The sequence below is a fragment of the Oleiphilus sp. HI0125 genome (genome assembly GCF_001635355.1).
In genome coordinates this window covers 38,690-57,329 of sequence record NZ_LWGF01000868.1, presented here as the reverse complement: position 1 = coordinate 57,329, position 18,640 = coordinate 38,690, and the positions used below count along the sequence as shown (strand labels likewise).

General features: G+C 43.9%; 21 protein-coding genes and 1 pseudogene. 15 read left to right on the top strand and 7 right to left on the bottom strand.

Translation table 11 applies throughout. From position 1 onward, the window contains the following. The 10 genes from A3762_RS14495 to A3762_RS14455 form a co-directional block, all read left to right on the top strand. Positions 1-849: site-specific integrase (locus A3762_RS14495; protein WP_156493475.1), on the top strand; the 849-nt coding region annotated here is incomplete at its 5' end. 5 nt (positions 850-854) lie between these two features. Continuing rightward, on the top strand, positions 855-1,688 hold the full coding sequence (locus tag A3762_RS14490; protein ID WP_068756243.1) for a hypothetical protein: 834 nt from the start codon (positions 855-857) through the stop codon (positions 1,686-1,688). Positions 1,689-1,881: 193 nt separating this feature from the next. Then, positions 1,882-2,133, top strand: a complete 252-nt coding sequence (locus tag A3762_RS27650) for an AlpA family transcriptional regulator (RefSeq protein WP_082869152.1) — start codon at positions 1,882-1,884, stop codon at positions 2,131-2,133. A gap of 1 nt (position 2,134) precedes the next feature. Beyond that, a complete protein-coding gene (locus A3762_RS14480; RefSeq protein WP_068756241.1) occupies positions 2,135-2,425 on the top strand; it encodes a helix-turn-helix domain-containing protein in 291 nt (96 codons plus the stop codon). Continuing rightward, the gene (locus A3762_RS14475; RefSeq protein WP_068756239.1) at positions 2,425-3,321 is read left to right on the top strand and encodes a toprim domain-containing protein; all 897 of its coding nucleotides are present in this window, start codon (positions 2,425-2,427) and stop codon (positions 3,319-3,321) included. Before A3762_RS14480 ends, A3762_RS14475 begins: the two co-directional genes overlap by 1 nt. Next, complete coding sequence (locus A3762_RS14470; protein ID WP_082869151.1) at positions 3,318-5,177, top strand: DUF927 domain-containing protein; 1,860 nt, start codon at positions 3,318-3,320, stop codon at positions 5,175-5,177. Before A3762_RS14475 ends, A3762_RS14470 begins: the two co-directional genes overlap by 4 nt. A 161-nt stretch (positions 5,178-5,338) precedes the next feature. Further along, positions 5,339-5,488: a hypothetical protein gene (locus A3762_RS26540; protein WP_156493375.1), complete on the top strand. Its 150-nt coding sequence runs from the start codon at positions 5,339-5,341 to the stop codon at positions 5,486-5,488. 135 nt (positions 5,489-5,623) lie between these two features. Further along, positions 5,624-6,655, top strand: coding sequence for a DUF262 domain-containing protein (locus A3762_RS14465; RefSeq protein ID WP_068756237.1), 1,032 nt, complete (start codon positions 5,624-5,626; stop codon positions 6,653-6,655). Position 6,656: 1 nt separating this feature from the next. Next, positions 6,657-7,274: a hypothetical protein gene (locus A3762_RS14460; RefSeq protein WP_068756235.1), complete on the top strand. Its 618-nt coding sequence runs from the start codon at positions 6,657-6,659 to the stop codon at positions 7,272-7,274. Positions 7,275-8,331: 1,057 nt separating this feature from the next. Continuing rightward, on the top strand, positions 8,332-8,796 hold the full coding sequence (locus A3762_RS14455) for a hypothetical protein (RefSeq protein ID WP_156493474.1): 465 nt from the start codon (positions 8,332-8,334) through the stop codon (positions 8,794-8,796). Between the two features lie 104 nt (positions 8,797-8,900). Here A3762_RS14455 and A3762_RS14450 read toward each other — a convergent pair whose 3' ends face one another. Further along, positions 8,901-9,164 carry a DUF3081 family protein gene (locus A3762_RS14450; RefSeq protein ID WP_068477973.1) on the bottom strand — a complete coding sequence of 88 codons (264 nt, stop codon included), beginning with the start codon at positions 9,162-9,164 and terminating at the stop codon, positions 8,901-8,903. 143 nt (positions 9,165-9,307) lie between these two features. On the opposite strand from A3762_RS14450, the gene A3762_RS14445 reads away from it, so the two are divergent. Both A3762_RS14445 and A3762_RS14440 read left to right on the top strand, forming a co-directional pair. Further along, positions 9,308-9,754: a DUF3429 domain-containing protein gene (locus A3762_RS14445; RefSeq protein WP_068477597.1), complete on the top strand. Its 447-nt coding sequence runs from the start codon at positions 9,308-9,310 to the stop codon at positions 9,752-9,754. Positions 9,755-9,773: 19 nt separating this feature from the next. Continuing rightward, positions 9,774-10,091, top strand: a complete 318-nt coding sequence (locus A3762_RS14440) for a DUF6482 family protein (protein ID WP_068756230.1) — start codon at positions 9,774-9,776, stop codon at positions 10,089-10,091. Between the two features lie 32 nt (positions 10,092-10,123). Here the strand turns inward: A3762_RS14440 and A3762_RS26535 are convergent, their stop codons facing one another. From A3762_RS26535 to A3762_RS14420, 5 genes are all read right to left on the bottom strand, one after another. After that, positions 10,124-10,291, bottom strand: coding sequence for a hypothetical protein (locus A3762_RS26535; RefSeq protein ID WP_156493473.1), 168 nt, complete (start codon positions 10,289-10,291; stop codon positions 10,124-10,126). Beyond that, positions 10,288-10,539, bottom strand: a complete 252-nt coding sequence (locus tag A3762_RS14435) for a hypothetical protein (RefSeq protein ID WP_068756228.1) — start codon at positions 10,537-10,539, stop codon at positions 10,288-10,290. Before A3762_RS14435 ends, A3762_RS26535 begins: the two co-directional genes overlap by 4 nt. 254 nt (positions 10,540-10,793) lie before the next feature. Continuing rightward, positions 10,794-11,549, bottom strand: coding sequence for a MipA/OmpV family protein (locus tag A3762_RS14430; protein ID WP_068756249.1), 756 nt, complete (start codon positions 11,547-11,549; stop codon positions 10,794-10,796). Between the two features lie 129 nt (positions 11,550-11,678). Further along, on the bottom strand, positions 11,679-13,184 hold the full coding sequence (locus A3762_RS14425) for an AbgT family transporter (protein WP_068477971.1): 1,506 nt from the start codon (positions 13,182-13,184) through the stop codon (positions 11,679-11,681). A 174-nt stretch (positions 13,185-13,358) separates the two neighbouring features. After that, the gene (locus A3762_RS14420; protein ID WP_068756226.1) at positions 13,359-15,122 is read right to left on the bottom strand and encodes an ABC transporter transmembrane domain-containing protein; all 1,764 of its coding nucleotides are present in this window, start codon (positions 15,120-15,122) and stop codon (positions 13,359-13,361) included. 445 nt (positions 15,123-15,567) lie between these two features. On the opposite strand from A3762_RS14420, the gene A3762_RS14415 reads away from it, so the two are divergent. The 3 genes and pseudogenes from A3762_RS14415 to A3762_RS27645 all read left to right on the top strand — a co-directional run bounded on the left by A3762_RS14415 (position 15,568) and on the right by A3762_RS27645 (position 17,668). Beyond that, the gene (locus A3762_RS14415) at positions 15,568-16,047 is read left to right on the top strand and encodes a helix-turn-helix domain-containing protein (RefSeq protein WP_068756224.1); all 480 of its coding nucleotides are present in this window, start codon (positions 15,568-15,570) and stop codon (positions 16,045-16,047) included. A 122-nt stretch (positions 16,048-16,169) separates the two neighbouring features. After that, a pseudogene (locus A3762_RS28390) lies at positions 16,170-17,168 on the top strand (MASE1 domain-containing protein). Further along, entirely contained in the window at positions 17,060-17,668 is a 609-nt protein-coding gene (locus A3762_RS27645; RefSeq protein ID WP_231878819.1) for a GGDEF domain-containing protein, read from the top strand. The pseudogene A3762_RS28390 and the gene A3762_RS27645 overlap by 109 nt, the downstream one beginning before the upstream one ends. Here A3762_RS27645 and A3762_RS14395 read toward each other — a convergent pair. Then, entirely contained in the window at positions 17,655-18,623 is a 969-nt protein-coding gene (locus tag A3762_RS14395) for a fatty acid desaturase family protein (RefSeq protein ID WP_068756215.1), read from the bottom strand. The genes A3762_RS27645 and A3762_RS14395 overlap by 14 nt on opposite strands. Between the last annotated feature and the right edge of the window lie 17 nt (positions 18,624-18,640).

Below are 18,640 nucleotides of genomic sequence, written 5' to 3'. Positions count from 1 at the left end.
TATATTGATAACTACATGACCCCCTACATCGGCAAGCGACCAATAAAAGAAATCACCGCACCAGAATTATTGGCGGTTTTACGCCGAAAGGAATCACAAGGTTATATTGAAACCGCAAACCGCATGAAGCAGATCGCCGGGCAAATATTCAGATATGGCATCGCCACTGGCAGAGCCGAGCGCGATCCATCGCGCGATCTTGTTGGTGCATTGGCTAAACCAAAAGAGAAACACTTAGCCTCAATAACAAAACCATCGGAAGTGAAAGTATTACTTAATGCCATTGATAGTTTTCAAGGATCTAAGGTCGTTGAAGTCGCACTTAAGTTATCGCCATTACTATTTGTGCGCCCTACTGAATTACGCCACATGGAATGGGACGAACTAGATCTTGATGATGGCCTTTGGTCCATTCCCGCCGAAAAAATGAAACTACGCGAGCCGCACTTAGTACCGCTATGTACCCAAGCCATCGCCCTGCTTGAGGAAATACAACCTTTAACTGGCAGAGGTAAATATGTTTTTCCTAATGCACGCGGGCCAAGCAGACCATTAAGTGACAACGGCGTGAGGGTCGCACTTAGAACACTTGGCTTTACGAATGAGCAAATGACGCCGCACGGATTTAGAGCGATGGCGCGAACTATTTTGGACGAAGTTTTATCGTTCCGAGTGGACTGGATCGAGCACCAATTAGCACACGCAGTAAAAGACTCAAATGGTCGAGCATATAACCGCACTACGCACATAGATGATCGCAAAGGAATGATGCAGACATGGGCCGACTATTTGGACAGCCTGAAAAATGATGACAACGTGATCGTTGCGAACTTCAAACACAGAGCATAATAAAAATGATGGAAACACCCTACTTCAATCTATTTGAATTGGCCGAGAAATGGTCCAAAGACTATGACGAGTCAATCACCGTGAAAGACATTCTGAAACTTGGATCGAGCAATAAGCTGGTGATACAACTATCTGCACGAGGACTATTCAGGCACTACAACAATCACCCGGACCTTTTCATAAGTTATGACGAAATCGACTTAGCCGAGCCCGAAGAAACCACTACAGTTGCAGAAATATCGCCAAAGAGATTTGAACCATTGGCCGAGAACATTCTGCAAACTCTTGAAGATCTAAAAGTAACCGATGACACCGTTATCGAGTTTGAAGCCATTCATGTAGATAACACAGACTACAACAGGCAATATGAAAAGCAGCGGATTGGTTTAGAAAAAATGCAGGCCCTATCTGAAAAAATGGGAGCAGAACTTACCGAAAAATTATTCACCACAAAAGACATTGTGAGCGTACAAACGCTATTCAATAAAGCGGGAAAAATACGCTTTTCGTTAGCCGACCTTTACGTCATGGCCGATGAAGTCGCTCGCTACGAAAACAAAAAAGACGGTGTAATGACATTGCCGCAAGCATTATCCGGACTACCTGAATCGATCCAGATTGCCGCCGATGTTTACGAACAATGTTGGCATGACCTACCAAGTGAGATGAAACGTCCATCGAAAAAAGATTTGCATGACTATATTGAATCGCGCCATAAGATTAACCAAAAAAGCGTAATTGATGCGATCATCAAAGTATCAGTAGCCGATGACATGAAACTTGGCGGCAAGCCCGCCGAGAACGAAATAGACGAGTGGAAACTTAAAAAACACCGCTAATTTTGCTTTTGGGTTATACCCTAGAAAAGCCAGTAATGGCGCGACATTCAGATTGGGTCACTACCCAAAACACACTTTGGATCATTACCCAAAGACTCAATCAAAACACCTCAAATCAATAGCGTAATTCCTCGAAAGGCCGCAACTGTTCGTAAACAGCGGCCTATGTTCACCAACAATCGAGGTCGCAATCATGGCAACACCTACCTACCTGATGCGCCAACCCGAAGCCTGCAAGACTTTAGGAATTGGCCGCACCACTTTTTACAACGATATAAACAACGAGCGAATGACGCCCGGCATCGCAGTAACTTCACGCACTAAGGCATGGCCGAGTGATGAGGTCATCGCAGTTCAAAAGGCGCGTATTGCTGGCAAAAGCACAGATGAGATCAAACAGCTGGTGCGGGAGCTAATCGAGAAAAGACAATCGGAGGCGGCATAGCATGAAAAAAACAAACGCCCCGGAGGGCGCAGCGCAAAATAATTCTACATTAGCCCAACGAACTCGACTACTAGCCGAACTCATAGATCGTGACGCACTTGGTGTTACGACCATTTATGCACGCGAACAATTGGACGTAATGAGCCCTGCACCGCGCATCATGGAATTGCGAAAAAGAGGTTTTGAGATCCTAACAATTTGGACCACAGAAGAAACCGCGCAAGGCAATCAACATCGCATCGCACGTTATGTATTAACCAGCACCAACGGAATGAGCATGGAGGCCTGCTAATGAACACGAATATCTTTGATTTTGCTGATGCAGCACGAGCACAGGCGGGACTAATTATCGAACAACCCGAACCTGATGGACAGATTCACCGCGTGCATATTGCAGGCGACAAGCGAGGAACTAAAAACGGCTATTACGTTCTCCACGAATCGCGTAATTGTTTGAGAGCATTTTTTGGAGACTGGAAAACTAATCAAACATTCAAGTGGAACTGTGCAAATTATGAACAAACCACTTTTACCGAGAGACAGCGATTCGACAGAGAGATTGACGCGTATCGTGCGAAGCGTAAAGCCGAGCAAAAACGGGCAGAACGCGAAGCAGCAGACCACGCAGCAACGATTGTAAGCCAGTGCTATGAAGCAGACCCTAATCACCCCTACATAGTCGAAAAAGGCCTGATAACAGCCAATTTAAAGCAGCATGGCGACAACATCGTCATTCCACTATGTGACACAAGAGGAATGATCCATAGCGTGCAGACAATCTATCCTGATGGATCTAAGCGATTCCTAAAGAACGGAGCAATCAAGGGTCACTTTTGGCTATGTGCAGCAGAATCATTACCGAGTGAGGGTCGCTTGTTTATATGCGAGGGCGCAGCAACGGCATTAAGCATATACGCCACCACTGGAGAGCCAGTAGCCGCCGCCATGAACGCAGGTAATCTTGAGGCAGTAGCAATTGCTATAAGACACCGTAAACCTGATTTGGAGGTCATCATCATGGCCGACAATGACCATCATCTTGATTACAACATTGGACTTGAAAAAGCGCGCGATGCAGCTGGCCGAGCAATGTGCCGCTACTTAGTTGCACCAGTGCCGTGCTCACTACCTGATTGCAAGTGCACAGACTTCAATGACGCGATGACCTGCACGGAGGCCGAACTATGAGCCGAACTAATAAAAAAACAGGGGTAACAGAGGTAATCGAGGTAATAGCCCCTGAAAACACTGGACACGAGCCAATTACCCCAACGAAAAACAAAGAGGTAATTAGGGTAACTACAAAGCAAAAAGCAGCCGATATTGTTGCTGGTGAACTAAAGCCAGAATCAATATCACGCCCCTGCTATCGCGTTTATGAACATAAAACGAAAACAGCTGATGGTACTTTCAATGCAGGCACTTGGTTTCATGGAGAGAAAACTCGCGACAATGGCAATCCGGTAAAAACTGATACTTGTATTTGTGGCCCGCTGCATATCATCGCAAGCACCGCCGACAAGCACGGTTCAAATTTTGGCTTACTACTGAAATTAAAAAACCGCCGAGGTGAATGGCGGGAATGGGCCATGCCGATGCACATGCTGGCAACGGATTGTGCAGAGCTACGCCGTGAGTTATTGGATATGGGATTAAAGCTCGACACTAATAATCGACAATCATTGCCGAGATATCTGCAATCGTTTGAACCAATAAAACGCATGACCTCAGCGAGCATAACAGGCTGGCACAATGAAGATCTTTTTATTCTACCGACCCGAAACATTGGTCATGGCGATGCGATATTCCAAAGCGAATATGCAACGTATGACGATTATGTTGTCAGCGGCACGCTTGAACAATGGCAACAATCTATTGGTGCACTGATGACGGGAAACCCGCTTTTACAGCTGGCAATCGGAGCCGCACTATCTGGACCCCTGCTCTACCTGATAAAACGACAAGGCGGAGGTTTTCACTTTTATGGTGACTCCAGCACTGGCAAGACAACATTGGTCGAAGCGTCATGCTCAGTATGGGGTCATGGAGAGGATTTTAAACGCACATGGCGCAGCACCGGAAACGGACTTGAGGGCATCGCAGAGCAGCGCAACGACACCGCATTGATACTTGATGAACTTGGCGAAGCAGATCCGCGAGAGGTAGGAAATATTGTCTACTCACTTGGCAACGGAACAGGCAAAAGCCGAGCTAATCGCAGCGGAAATGCGCGACCTGCAAAACGATGGAGATTGATATTTATATCAACTGGCGAGCGTACATTGGCCGACATAATGAACGATGCAGGCAAGCGTAAACAGGCGGGTCAGGAATTACGATTTATCGAATTAAGCGCAAACCGCGCACATGGTTGTTGGGATAGCCTGCACCAGATGGAGGACGGAGCAAAACTATCAGATGCGATCAAGAACGCGTGCAGAGCTCACTACGGCACGTTAGGGCCTGCTTTTATTTCTGCACTGATATCTGATGACCTAAGCGATCTTAGCACCTCAGTAAACCTTATACGCGATTCAATGACCCCTGATGGAGGACAGGAACAACGAGCAGCAGAGCGATTCGCTATTGTTGCCACAGCATTAGAACTTGCCGCCAAGTATGAATTGCTACCGCTAAAGATGGGCGAGCCTACCGCAACCATGATCGAGTTGTTTAATCATTGGCGACAACATCGGCAAAACAAAAACGCAGAAACTAGCGCGATCATCGAGCAGATTGCAGATTTTATAAGTCGCAATGGAGATACCATGTTTTCAAACATTGATGACAGTTCGCATGACTACCCTATCCGGGATCGAGCAGGCTGGTGGAGAGATGAAAACGGACAACGTATCTGGATCTTTACGAGCGAGGGACTTAAACGCGCAGCCAACTGCACTAATATCAACCGCATCATCAAAGCATTGAATGATACTAATTTGATTGCAGTGCACGACATTGGCAAGAGCTCAAAGGCAACAACAATTCAAGGATCGACAAAACGCCTATATCACATCGCAAGCATTGATAAAGGGGAAGCATGAACGCCGCCGAATATTTAGCATAAGCATTACGACAAGCGCAGGCTACCAATTACCCCGATTACCCCAACGAAAATGGAGAGGTAATCGCTGAAAAGCCAGTAATAACGGGGCCTACAACCTCAATTACCCCGAAAAACAACAAAGTCCAAAGTAGTAACGCAATGACCACCGCATATAAGGTGATGGTCGATGGACACCCGATTGACGTAATTGACACTGCTAACAAAGACCGAGCCGAGTTTAATCAGTCCATGAAAGATAGATTTGGCGACAGATATCAGGGGCTTTATATCAAAGCAGAGGTGAAGTAATGAACAACCACATCGTGCAGATCAAACATCAAGAGCAGATCCGAGCTGCAATCCGAAAGGTCGAACACGCGATTAAGTTTGCACCTTGGGATAGAAAAACTAGATAATTAAGAATCTAAAATAGGAAGTAATAGAATGGCAAAAATACAATTATCACAACGGATGTACAGCATCTTAGATATTTCTAGGCTTCTCAAAAGCGGCGAGCTATCTATTCAGCCAAAATACCAACGAAGAAGAACAGCTTGGCCTATCAATGCAAAGACTGCTTTGCTGGACACAATACTCAATAACTTTCCTTTACCCCCTATATATCTTAGAGATTATGTAGATGATTCAGGTAAAAGGAGAAAAGAGATAATCGATGGTCAGCAGAGAATATCTACCATTATTGAGTTCTATGATAACGAGTTTACATTATCAAAAAATATATTTGATGAAGACTTTTATGGTCGCACTTTTAGCGAGCTTCCATACGAAGAACAACAAATGATAGAAGATTTTGAGATTTCCTTTATTTCGATTAGAGGCGCATCAGATAGCGATATTATATCCATTTTCTCAAGACTAAACTCATTTAGCTTGCCTTTGAATGGCCAGGAAAAGTTGAACTCGTTGTATGCAGGCGAGATTAAAAGATTAATTTATGATTTGGCATCAGAGTACAATACATTCTGGACAGAATTCAAAATCCTAACCCCTGCTGTGATTGCAAGAATGGCTGACGCAGGATTAGTTTCAGATATTTTATACACTGTAATTTATGGAAGAAAGTCTGCCAGTTCAAAGCTAATTGAAAAAATGTATAAAGAATTTGATGATGAGTTTCCGCAAAAACATGAGTTTGAAAAGAACTTTAATCAAACAATTAGCATGATGGGCATGCTCTTTGAATCAAATCATATAAGAAATGTTTTTAAACCTAAGTTTATGTTTTATTCATTATTCTTAGTTATATATGCCCGCCTATTTGGTTTTACAGGCGCTGAAAAAGAAAAGACTGGAAAGATCGATATAGAAAAAACAAAAGTCCAGATGGAAGAGTTTTGCGTTCAGTATTTACAGGCGGATTTTGATCCTGCTATGAAGGCTAAGTTTAAACAAGCAACCGGAAACGTAGCACAAAGAGAGTTTAGGCATGAGGAAATTTCTAAGCTGGTAGTTTAGTATGCCTTACTCATTAACGAAAATATTCAATTCTTTCAAGGCTGATGTGGAAGAGCTTGAAAGAATTGTTCATGCACTTTCTTCACAGCCTGAAAGCATTGAAAGGGATACCCATATAGAAGGTTGCTTTATTAGGCTAGTGGTAAGTTGGGAGTGCTTTGTAGAAGAGTATTTTTTGCGCTGCATGTGTACTGCAAACACTAGAAGCAATAGATTAATTAGACCGCACGGCTCATCATCCCGAAATGTAAACGAAGCATTTAAAAAAATAAATAAACATAGAAAAGATAGAGATAAAGAGTTTACTGATTGGTTAGACTCAAAATTGCTTCAACAGAGAATAGACGATTACTTTAGAAGAAATTCAAGAGTCCAAAATATTTGTGAATCTCCTGACAAAATGTATGAGTTGCGAGTGATAAGAAATGCTATCGCACACCGATCACCATCAGCCATTGCAAAATTTGAAAAGCATGTAAAAGACCAAATGGGTTATTTGGCTGCATTAAACCCAACAATGGCTTCCTTGCTTATTCAACAAAAGAGAAATAGTAACGATTTAATATTCACTATTCTCTCACGATATTTTTATTCTCTTGCTGATAGGTTAACTAAGTAGTGCGCCTAACAAGTTTGTGCACAGTAGTTAATTTCCGTTACAACTTTTGCCATTGCTTCGCAAAGGTTCCACTACAGTCAAGCTTATGACAAAGAGTTAATAACGTGTGCTTTACCGATTAAACCCGACGAAGGTTCTCGTGACTCTCGAGAGCTTCCTCTTTCGCTTTTGTCTATTTGCGCACCAAAGTCTTAGGCTGTTTGATCAAGAGTAAATAATCCGAATCTCTATATTTCACTCAATCCCAACACGCATCGATAACCCAAGTCGATCCAAGTATTGTGCATAACAGACACAACATTACGGGATCGTTTGACGATCATATTGATTGCTAAAGTACACAACGTATTGATCACAAGAAGACAGGGGCGGAGGGTCGCGCGAATTATCAATAAGTGCAGACCGGACCCCATATAATCACGCAAACGAAATGAGTAAAAAACATTTCCGATATCAAATTCTGAAAGCCCCACTAGTTTGAAGTCTCACTTTCTCGATCTCTATTTTTAGCTGGGAGCAACCATAGGCAGGGGGGATAGCCCCAAAATATAAAAGTCGCCCTACTACCTATCACCATATAAATACACGTTAGCTATTGGTGAGTTCTCGCGCGCGCGCGAGACAGGGGGTAAAAACTCAGAGTTATGATTTGAATGAAACTCAGATAGGCGCAGAAAACTAAACCATCTTCTTTGGCATATCCCCCCGTCCAACAACCTACAAATAGAGGCACTTTTAGTGGCGTAATTAAGAACACAAAAAAATAATCTTAATAAAAACAATGCTCTTGACGCACTATTCAGGGGACGCCATCTCCACCAAACAAGCATAAGCCCCTGTATCCACGGGGGTTGAGCTTTCCTCACGTCAGAATGTCACACAAGCTGTCACACAGCTAGGACGTTTGACTATGCAACTGCCCTACACTATCGTGCGCCACGGAGCGCTCTACTAAAATCGACGCCTACACTCTTGCTTCCTTCGATTATCCCTTCGCATCTCTAGCGAGCGAGCAGCTCTCCGCTATGTAGTCCTATTAAATGAGTCAGTGGATCGAATGACCGTAAGACGAGCAAAACTAGAAGAAATACGCCAAGCAGCTAGGGTTTGGCTTCAACGTAATATCGAACATAACACCGTAGTAGAAGCACCTAAGGCACCAGCAGAAAACACACATGACTTAGAGGTTGTGGGGTTAGAACGGGAGGATAAGAGCGCTAGCATCAAGGACTCGCAAGACATCGTCGATGAACGCCAGCACGAAATGATGTTCAGCAGCGACTGTAAATACTTGAATCAGGAATTCACACTCCAAGTAACCCTAGAAGAGAATAAGGTCTTAGCATACTACCATGCCCAAGCTAACGTAGCATTCCATAAACACAGACTTGAGCCGACCGCCGACTTCGCAGCAATACCACCAATAAGCGAACGCGCGGCATCAGAGCTAATAAGCAGCCTAATTGAGAAGTATCTCAAAGAGAAGAAAAGAGAAGTCGCAGCTCAGAATTACGGAGAATAGCTGCAATTACGTGAACAATTACTATGGTGATCAGATCTGCGCTAGTTGCAAATAAGTTTGGGGGTTCGAAGGTGCCTCTTGTCTTCGAACCCTTATTTCAGTTCTCAAGCGGCATCAGTTTTTGCGATCTTGCACGCTAAGTCGTACAGCTCTTCAAGCTCAATATTATTACGATAATTAGCCTGAAACTTGTTATGAAAAAAAACACTGATACTAGCCTTGGGCGTGCTTAGAACAAACGTATAACCATCAAAACTCATTTCAAGCGTTAGACCAGAATAGAAGTACCGGCCGCTCTTCTGCTCGCCGTGCTGTCTAACTTTTTCTGCAGCTAGTAAGAGTTTTCTTACCTCAATACGGTTTTCCACTGCGACTCTCCAATTAAGCATTCCATTAAGCTACTTAGGAAGGGCTCAAATGGATTCAAGACCAAAGCACGTTATACATATATAAAGTAATCGGCTGTGTTTTTACTCTCGTAGGTTTTATTGAAAAAAACAGAGTAAGATCGATGAGTAACCACGCACGCATTCAAACATTTGGCTTCGCAGGCCTGATCCCATTCATAGGCTTCAGCCTTACGATTTGGTTCGTCCCTCAAGAATCAGCAGACTCCCTGCTCGATTTCTTCCTGTCTTACTCCGTTGTCATTCTGTCTTTTTTAGCAGGTTTACTTTGGGCAATACCCGTCGTGATCGGCTCGAACTTGCGCCAGAACGGCATACTTCTCAATACGGGCATCGTTTTTAGTTTATTAGCATGGGCTAGCACAATTTTTAAACCCGCCTTACAGAGTGCGATCTTGGGCCTCAGTTTTATTGCCTTACGCTCTGTCGAGAAGAAGTTTTGCGATCATTTGTACGAAACCATGTTCGCGGTTTTGCGAGACAGACTAACAATCGTCGTCACCTTGGCACACTTATCAGCGTTCTCTTACGCCGTATTCTTAGGTTATTAAACTAGATAGGAAAATGACTATGAAGATTTCATACGAAGAGCTCGGACAATTAGAGCCCATTGAAAAAGTGATCATTCAATCAGTTGATTTGTCGCTTTATAGGGTGATGATTGAGCATCAAGGAGAGACTTATTACTTGGTCGATGGTAGTCAAATACAAACTTACCGAAGCCTTCAAGCCGCCAAAACAGCACTTAGCTTGCTGCGAATCATAAAGCTAGTGCTGCAGCACACGAGCGCCTATGACGAAATGATCGGACACCCTGAAAAGGGCTCTAACCTAATGGAGATTAAATTAGAGCACCTACACTTCGACACGCAGTCACGGGCTAATTAACAGTCTCTAAATAAACAAGGTGATAGCTATGATCAAATGCTTGCTCCCCGGATAACTTGTTCGTTGATGAGCCAAGGTTGCATACGCTCATCTTCCAATAGCTTCACTTTGAACAAGTTATAATCCACACTCTCCATTTCAATCACCGAAAATGAACTACGTGTGCCACCACTAGATGTCTCTTGGAATAGCGTTGTCATGTAGTAACTTCACCTTGTTTTACCTCAAACTCTATATTTAAGGGGTAGCCGTCGTCATTGGCGGAGGTTGATCGCCAACGAGACGCCATCTTAAATTTCATCGCACCAACTTCGTAGCGCCCTGGAGGCAAATCATTAATCGCAATATATGCATCAGAACTATTTGAGAACCATACATCGAAATTAATATCACTCGTTTCACCCAGAGATCGAACATCAAACTTCCACGTTCGACTCCAAGATTCCATTGAGGAGTTTTCATGTGATTTGGGGATAACTAGCAGCGTGCTATTTTGATGATACGGTGCAATTTGAATACTGCTACACGCAGACAGAGAGAGGATGAAAAATACAAAAACCAAACAGCGATACATCTTGGATTTTCCCGATCATTATGATTTTTTTTTGTCGTTAGCTACACAGTTAGCTGTGTAGCCAGCTCGGTATTAAGCTATCTCAAGATGATGTTACATATTAATATTCGATTCAAATAAACAATTATTTAGAAGAATCGAGTATAAGCAAAGCGGATATTGTATCCCTCGGTTTGATCTACAATGGGGCTATAGGTAATTGAATTTGAGTACCAAATATATCCCAGATCTAGGCGCGTAAAACCACCAAATAATATGGGGGTAGAGAAGTTTAAATCGGCACGATAATTCCAACCCGATCGCCCTTCATAACGCCCACGCTCAAGCGTCGCTTCGTTCTGCTCAACACCATAATAGTAATCGACAAGCTTTTGGTTCAGGTAATGAGCAGATACTTCCGGTACAAAGAAGAACGGGCCTTTATTGAATTGTCTTGATAACTGAATACTCGTCTCTGAGCCTTTATGGTGAGATAAGGTGTCGTGCATATATTCTAATTCGAGGCGGGCAATATCTTCTCGCTGCAAGCCCAAACTAAAACCTCCATCTAGTGAACGATCGCGGTCTTTCATACCCTTTAAAAAATCACTGTCGTCCGCGTCGTAACCATCAAACCTAACTGCGAGCTTAGCGTTTGCATCAAATGGGCCGTTCTCATACAGCTCATAACTGACAAAAGGCCCAAGTAAATTAAAACGCTCACCAATATATCCAATACCCGGAATTGGAATGACACGATTACGATCGCCCTTGTAGATACTTTCCGAAAACCCTACACCAATGCCATAAAACCAGCCTTCAGGCTTCGGGCGCTTACCCTCTAATTCAGCAAATGCTGGCAGAGATAAAATTAAAGAGCTAAGCAAGGTAAACACTAGACGCATAAACGATGTTCCATTGAGAAAGAAGTTTGGGAGCATTTTTATACTCTGAGAATTGAAAAAGCGATTCACGCATTCGTTATTATCTCGCGCTCTTTTTTGTATTCCGAGATCGGGTTAACGATGCGAATCTTATACACCAGGACCCAGCGGCCAACCCATGCTTAGCCACAAGCCCAATAAGCATCCCCAGCCAATCAATAAGATGATGCTGTAAGGCAACATCACCGCGGCGATATTACCAATACCAGCTTCTTTGTCATATTTCTGAGCAAAGGCCACCACTATCCCAAAGTACGGCATTAAAGGGGTGATAATGTTAGTCACGGAATCCCCCACACGATAAGCCACTTGCGTCATTTCTGGCGAAATTCCAGAAAGCATTAACATTGGAACAAAGACTGGCGCTAACAACGCCCATTTAGCCGATGCGCTACCAATCAACAAATTGATTGATGCTGTCATTACGATGAAGATCAGCAAAATAGACACAGGGCTAATGCTCAGAGTTTCAAGCCACGCAGCGCCTTTAATCGCTGTAATCATTCCAAGATTGGTCCAACCAAAGTAATTCACGAACTGCGCCGCGAAGAACATCAACACAACGTAGCCCGCCATTGTCGCCATAGTTGATTCCATTGCTTCGATCACGTCTTTGCTTGAAGAGAACTCTTTGACCGTATATCCAAAAATAGCTCCCGCTAAAGCGAAGTAGACAGAAATAATCACGACGATCCCGCCGATAAATGGAGAGACAACAATGCTTCCCGTCTCGGGGTGTCTAAGCGGCGCTGACTCGGGTAGTACAGCCAACAAAACAAGGCCTACAAACACCAAAGTAAACAGACCGACATTGCGTAAGCCTTTGCCATCGAGAGGCCCTGCTTGATCGACTTCAACATCTTCGACTTCTTCTTGGCTTTGTGATTTTTCGAGATAAGGCATCACAATTTTATTGGTCACAATTGTGCCCAAAATGCCGATCAAGAATGTTGAAGCAACCATGAAATAATAGTTCGCCGCAGGAGAGATAAAAGCTTCTTTATCCATTAATTGTGCGGCTTCGGTGGTAATACCCGACAACAATGCATCAATAGGGCCAATTAATAGATTCGCGCTAAAGCCTGCCGAAACGCCCGCAAATGCCGCCGCAATACCCGCTAATGGAGGGCGACCCGCTGCGTAGAACAGCGCACCGGCTAAAGGAATAAGTACAACGTAACCAGAGTCTGCTGCTAAAGAAGATAAAACACCTGCAACGACAACAATAAAAGTTAGCAAACTATCTGGTGCCGCTGAAACCAAACGTCTTAACAAAGTACCCAGTAAACCACTACGCTCAGCAATACCGATACCAAGCATCGCAACCAACACAACACCAACGGGCGCGAAGCTCGTAAAGTTCGTGACAGCCTTGGTTAATATGAGTCGAAGCCCTTCTCCCGATAGAAGACTTACTGCCTCGATCGTTTTGCCGGTCACAGGATTCTCAGCACTTACGCCAATCCAAGCCATGATGGCGGATAGCACAACGACAAATAAGGTCAGTAAAACAAATAGCCAAGTTGGGTGAGGCATTTTATTCCCTACCCGTTCGATGGCGTTTAGCATGCGAATCACTGGAGTAACTTCGCTCATTCGGACTTCCTCAAGCCTCCACTAGGCTTATGACTTGGTGAAAAGTTGACCAAATTAGCATAGTAGAAATGGCTAAATTTGATACAAATCAAGTCAGAAATGGCTAAATTTGATACAAATTAAGTCAGAAATGGCTTAGTGAATCGTGAGAGTGAACAAATGCAAATCGGGCGATTAGGCGTCCATAAACTGAAGCTTGGCCAAGCGCGAATATAGCTCTGAAGAGGCGAGTAATTGATCATGCGTGCCTTGTGCAACAATCTGGCCTTGATCAAAAACCAGTATCCGATCGACATGTTTAATCGTTGAAAGTCGGTGCGCAATAATTAAGGTCGTGCGATTTTCGGTTAACTCATCAATCGCTTGCTGAACGTGATATTCGCTTTCAGAATCAAGCGCACTTGTCGCCTCATCTAACAAAAGAATATCCGGATCTTTCAGTACGGCGCGCGCAATCGCAACACGCTGCTTTTGACCACCCGATAAGCGAGTGCCTTGCTCACCGAGATAGCTATCGTAGCCTTTAGGCAATGCTTCGATAAATTCATGCGCATGCGCAGCTAGGGCTGCGGCTTCTATATCTTTTTGAGAGGCATCCTCGTTGCCATACGCAATATTATGCTTAATCGTGGAAGAGAACATCACAGGCTGCTGCGAAACAATCCCTAGTCGCTTACGCAGCGCCTCAGTAGACACATCGTGAACAGATTGCCCAAATACTGACACGCAGCCTTCATTAATATCGTAAAAGCGCTGCAGCAACTCAAATATTGTTGATTTACCAGCACCAGATGGCCCAACTAGCGCCACGCGCTCCCCTTCTCGAATACTAAAGCTGACTTGATCTAAAGCTTTTACTTGAGGTCTAGCGGGGTATGAAAAAGTAACGCCATCAAATTGAATCACTGAAGCATTACTCGCCGGAAACATATCAGTACCCGACTGATAAGGAATAAGCGACTCCACAGACAGCAACTCCAAAAGGCGCTCTGTCGCACCAACGGCGCGTTGCAATTCACCATATACCTCGGAGATCGTCGCCACAGCACCGGCCATCATCAAGGCATAAAAAATAAAAGCTGCCAATTCACCACCGGTCATCGCACCGGCCAGCATGTCACTGCCGCCAACCCATATCAGAGAACTTATCGCTACAAACACCAGCAGTATCACTGTCGCAATCAGAAGCGCTCGCTGACGAATACGTTTTCGCGCGACGGAAAAAGCGAGTTCGACTTCTTTATCAAAGGCCGCACGCTCATAATTTTCACGCGTAAAACCCTGCACCGTTTTTATGTTGCGTACAATCTCACCTGCATAAGAGCCAACGTCTGCAATCGAATCTTGGCTAGCACGCGACAATTTTCGAACACGTCTGCCAAACATCAGAATAGGTAGCAAAACAAGTGGCACACCAACCAACACCAACAAGCTCAACTTCAAGTTGGTATAGAGCAACAGAATAAGTGAGCCAACAAAAGTGAGTGCGCTGCGCAGCGCCATCGAAAAAGAAGAGCCAATAATATTTTGCAGCAAACTGGTATCAGTCGTGAGACGAGACATGATCTCGCCACTACGATTCTCTTCAAAATAGGACGGATGTAATGATACTAAGTGTGAAAATACAGCAGATCGCAAATCTGCTGTCACGCGCTCCCCTAACCAAGAGACCAAATAAAATCGCGCATAGGTACCAACAGCCATCAATAGCGATAGCAAAAATACAAGCTGCACGGTATCGGACAAACCATCTAGAGAGTTAGCCACCAAGCCATCATCGACCAATAGGCGCACACCCTGCCCTATTGATAAGGTAATCGCTGCGGTAAAAATTAACGCGATACTGGCACCAACTAATGTCCACTTGTAGGGACGCATAAAGGCCCATAATTTAAGTAAGACACTCAATGACTTCTTCGGTGCTTTTTGGTTTGCCATATAAAAATTTGCTTAGAGACGATTAGGAAGAAAAGAATAGTACGAAGATAGTTGAAGGATGGGAACACAAATAAAAAAGCGGGCGCACTCAGGGTTGTATGTACGCCCGAACTACTGAACTCATAAACATCTAACCTTATAGCATCAATTCATCCATATCATGCTCATTGAGATCTAGATCCGATGCATTCAAGGTAAAGTCCTGATCAAAAAATCTCAAAATCAAACTAAATAAACTCATCGCAGTTACCTCATTTAATCAATAAGTTTCACTAACTTTGCGCAATGTAATATTGATACTGCGTCTACAACTGCAAGGCATTAGCCTTCATATAGTTCCATATTGGAACCTTGACTCACAATATAGGTTCTAAAATGGAACTTTTCAACCTATAATTTACGAAATTGAACAATTAATACTCTGATTTCACTAAGAGAAGCATCTATGAAGTGGGAAGACGTCGATTCGCAAAACTGTTCTATGGCTCGTGGTCTAGCTATTTTTGGCGACCGCTGGACGCTGCTAATTATTCGCGAGTGCTTCCGTCGAGTTAGGCGTTTTTCAGATTTTCAAAAGTCCTTAGGCATCACCAAACACCGCTTATCTGATCGACTTACAAGACTCGTTGATGAAGGCATACTCACCAAAGTTCCTTACGATGACTCTGCAAAGCGATTCGAATACCGTTTAACCGACAAAGGCTTAGAGCTCTATCCCATTCTGATGAGCGTTGCGCTCTGGGGAGATAAGTGGCTTTCAGACGAAGACGGAGCGCCCGTTATTTATCGACATAAATCATGCGGAGAGATCACTCAACCAAAATTTGTGTGCGATTGTTGTGGCGACGACATTCACGCAAGAGACATCGATGCGCTTGCAGGGCCAGGAGTGACCAAAAAACTAACCTCTAATATCAAGGCTTAAGGCTGATTATTTTTTAGACAAATGACCTAACTCAAGCAAAGCATGTTATTCACTTGAGCAATCAAAGGGGCACTGCTCCAATAGATTAGAAAGTTAGCAACAATTTAATTGATATAACTTTCGTGCTTAAAATAGTGACCAGTTCTCTGCAAGATGCTCATGCTTCTTCCGGCATAATTTCTAAAGCTTGGCTTCGAGACATTCGTTTATCCGAAGTTCTCGTCATCGCTACCATCTACGTTGTTTTTGCACGACTAGGACAAACATTCGCTATTGAGCCCTCCAATGTAACGCCCGTTTGGATACCTTCTGGCGTGCTGATGGCAGTAGCCTTACGATACGGCCCCCACATATGGCCAGGCGTTTTCTTAGGTGCGTTTTTAGGAAACATTTGGGCTTATTTTTCCACTAAATCATTCTCTACCATATTTAATGCGATTGCCTCTGCGTCGATGAATGGTTTGGGCGATGTCATCAGCATTGTTGTGGCCGCGGAGTTAATAAGACATTTTGCAAGAAGCGAAGAAATCCTCGCCTCGCAACGCACACTTGCCTATTACTTATTCTACGGTGCGATACTCGGCCCATTTGCGAGCGCCCTGTTTGGTAGCTCTGGTTTATAGCTCTTCAACCACATAAGTAGCGAAACATATGCAGAAGTGTTGCTAACATGGTTTATGGGCGATAGCGTGGGCGTTTTAATATTTACGCCTTTCGTATTGTCTTGGTTATACGCAGAACCACGTTTCAATACTTCTGCAAAGCTTGCCCTGCTAGGGGCAACACTCTACAGCCTACTGCTAGCCGCACTGGTATTTGATGTGCTTCAAGTAAAATGGCACCTAGATTATGGAATCTTCGCGCTAGTGCCATTTCTCGTTGCCATTTTGTTCCGCTATGGGCAGCGACTTATTTTTACAGTACAAGTTGCTGTACTTTCGCTGGCGGTCATCGCGACTTGGTCTGGTTCAGGGCCTTTTGTCGCGGCCACAACATGGGAAAGTCTCATTCAATTGCAGAGCTTTGCTGCAGCCTTTTCGATCATCTTGTTTCTAGTCGCCATTTTAAATTTAGAAAAAAGCTCGAACGAAGCTTATTTAGAAAACGTACTAAAAAGCTAGAAGAGTTATACAGGAAAGATGCCCTAACAGGCCTTTGGAATCGCTATCGTATTAAAGAATTTCTACACCTTGAGCTTGAGCGACTCAAACGCGATCACATGCCATTCGGAGTACTTTTTATAGATATCAATGATTTTAAAATCATCAATGATACGCATGGTCATCTAGAAGGTGATCGTATTCTCTGCGAGTTATCAGAGCTAATATTGCACAACGTCAGAGAGATTGATGTTGCTGGTCGATGGGGTGGTGAAGAATTTATCATCATTTCAAGCAACACCAATCAAGACAATATCCGGGTTATTGCAAACAAACTCTTATCCGAGGTAAGAAAAAATGATTTCGGTTTACCCGAAAAAGTGACTATAAGTATTGGAGGAACGATTGGTCAGCATGATGACACTGAGTTGAGCATCATCAATAAGGCTGACCAAGCTTTGTATGAGTCAAAATACTGCGGGAAAAATACTGCGTCGTTTGAATTTACTAAGCCGCGCTAGCGATGCGAAGTATCTCTCGATACCCTCCCGTATCAACACAGGATTCTGGTTTGTCTTGATAAAAGCCACGCTCTTTCAAAACATGATGCAAGCGAGGTAAGTTGTAACTCGGCACGCTCGGCAAGAAATGATGCTCACAGTGGAAGTTCACAAAGTTAGGTGCAAAGAAAGCACGTTCCCACAAAGAAACAATTGTTGTACGCGTCGTATCACGAACATCGTCAGAGGCCAGTGCAGGCATGGCACCATGTTCTGCGATCTGACGGACACGAATAACAAACGGATAAAAAAAGATATAACCAACCCACCACATAAGATACAAAGCTGGATGGCCCAAAGCCGTAAACACAGCAATCCAGAGACCATGCAGCACAATTGCGTCGCGAAAATTGCGCAAAGTAACACCATCGCCTTTTTGAACGCTATCTTGATTGACCCCTAATGAAACGGCATTACCAGCACGATTAGGCATGACATAAAACAACACACCATAGAGCATTTTTAGTCCAGAAAAACCCGTAAAATCGCGCAATATTTTGCGACGTAAGCTACTCCCAGTTACTGGGTATTGTTTGATATTACCGACGTCTGGGTCGTCATCCGTACCCGTTTTGGAGTGGTGAATAAGATGGTAAGTGCGGTAAAACTCTAGGGGTACCAGCATGGTCATCCCCGCAAACCAATGCCCAAAGAAACGATTCATCCAAAGCTTGCTAAAGAAACCTTGGTGACCACACTCATGCATCAAGATGCCTAGGCCTAACTGGCGGCCGCCTAAAACAAATAAGGCAGCAAGTTTAAATAACCAATGAACCTCTGCTGCAAAGACTACAAAACAGGCAGCAATAACGGCCCAATTGACTGCAAACATCCAAAGCGCATGCAAGTCGTTCGCCTTGCGGAACTCTTTGAGTTCTTCGGAATTTAAAAACTGTTTGTAACTAAGCTTCGACATCTAAACACCCAATTCTT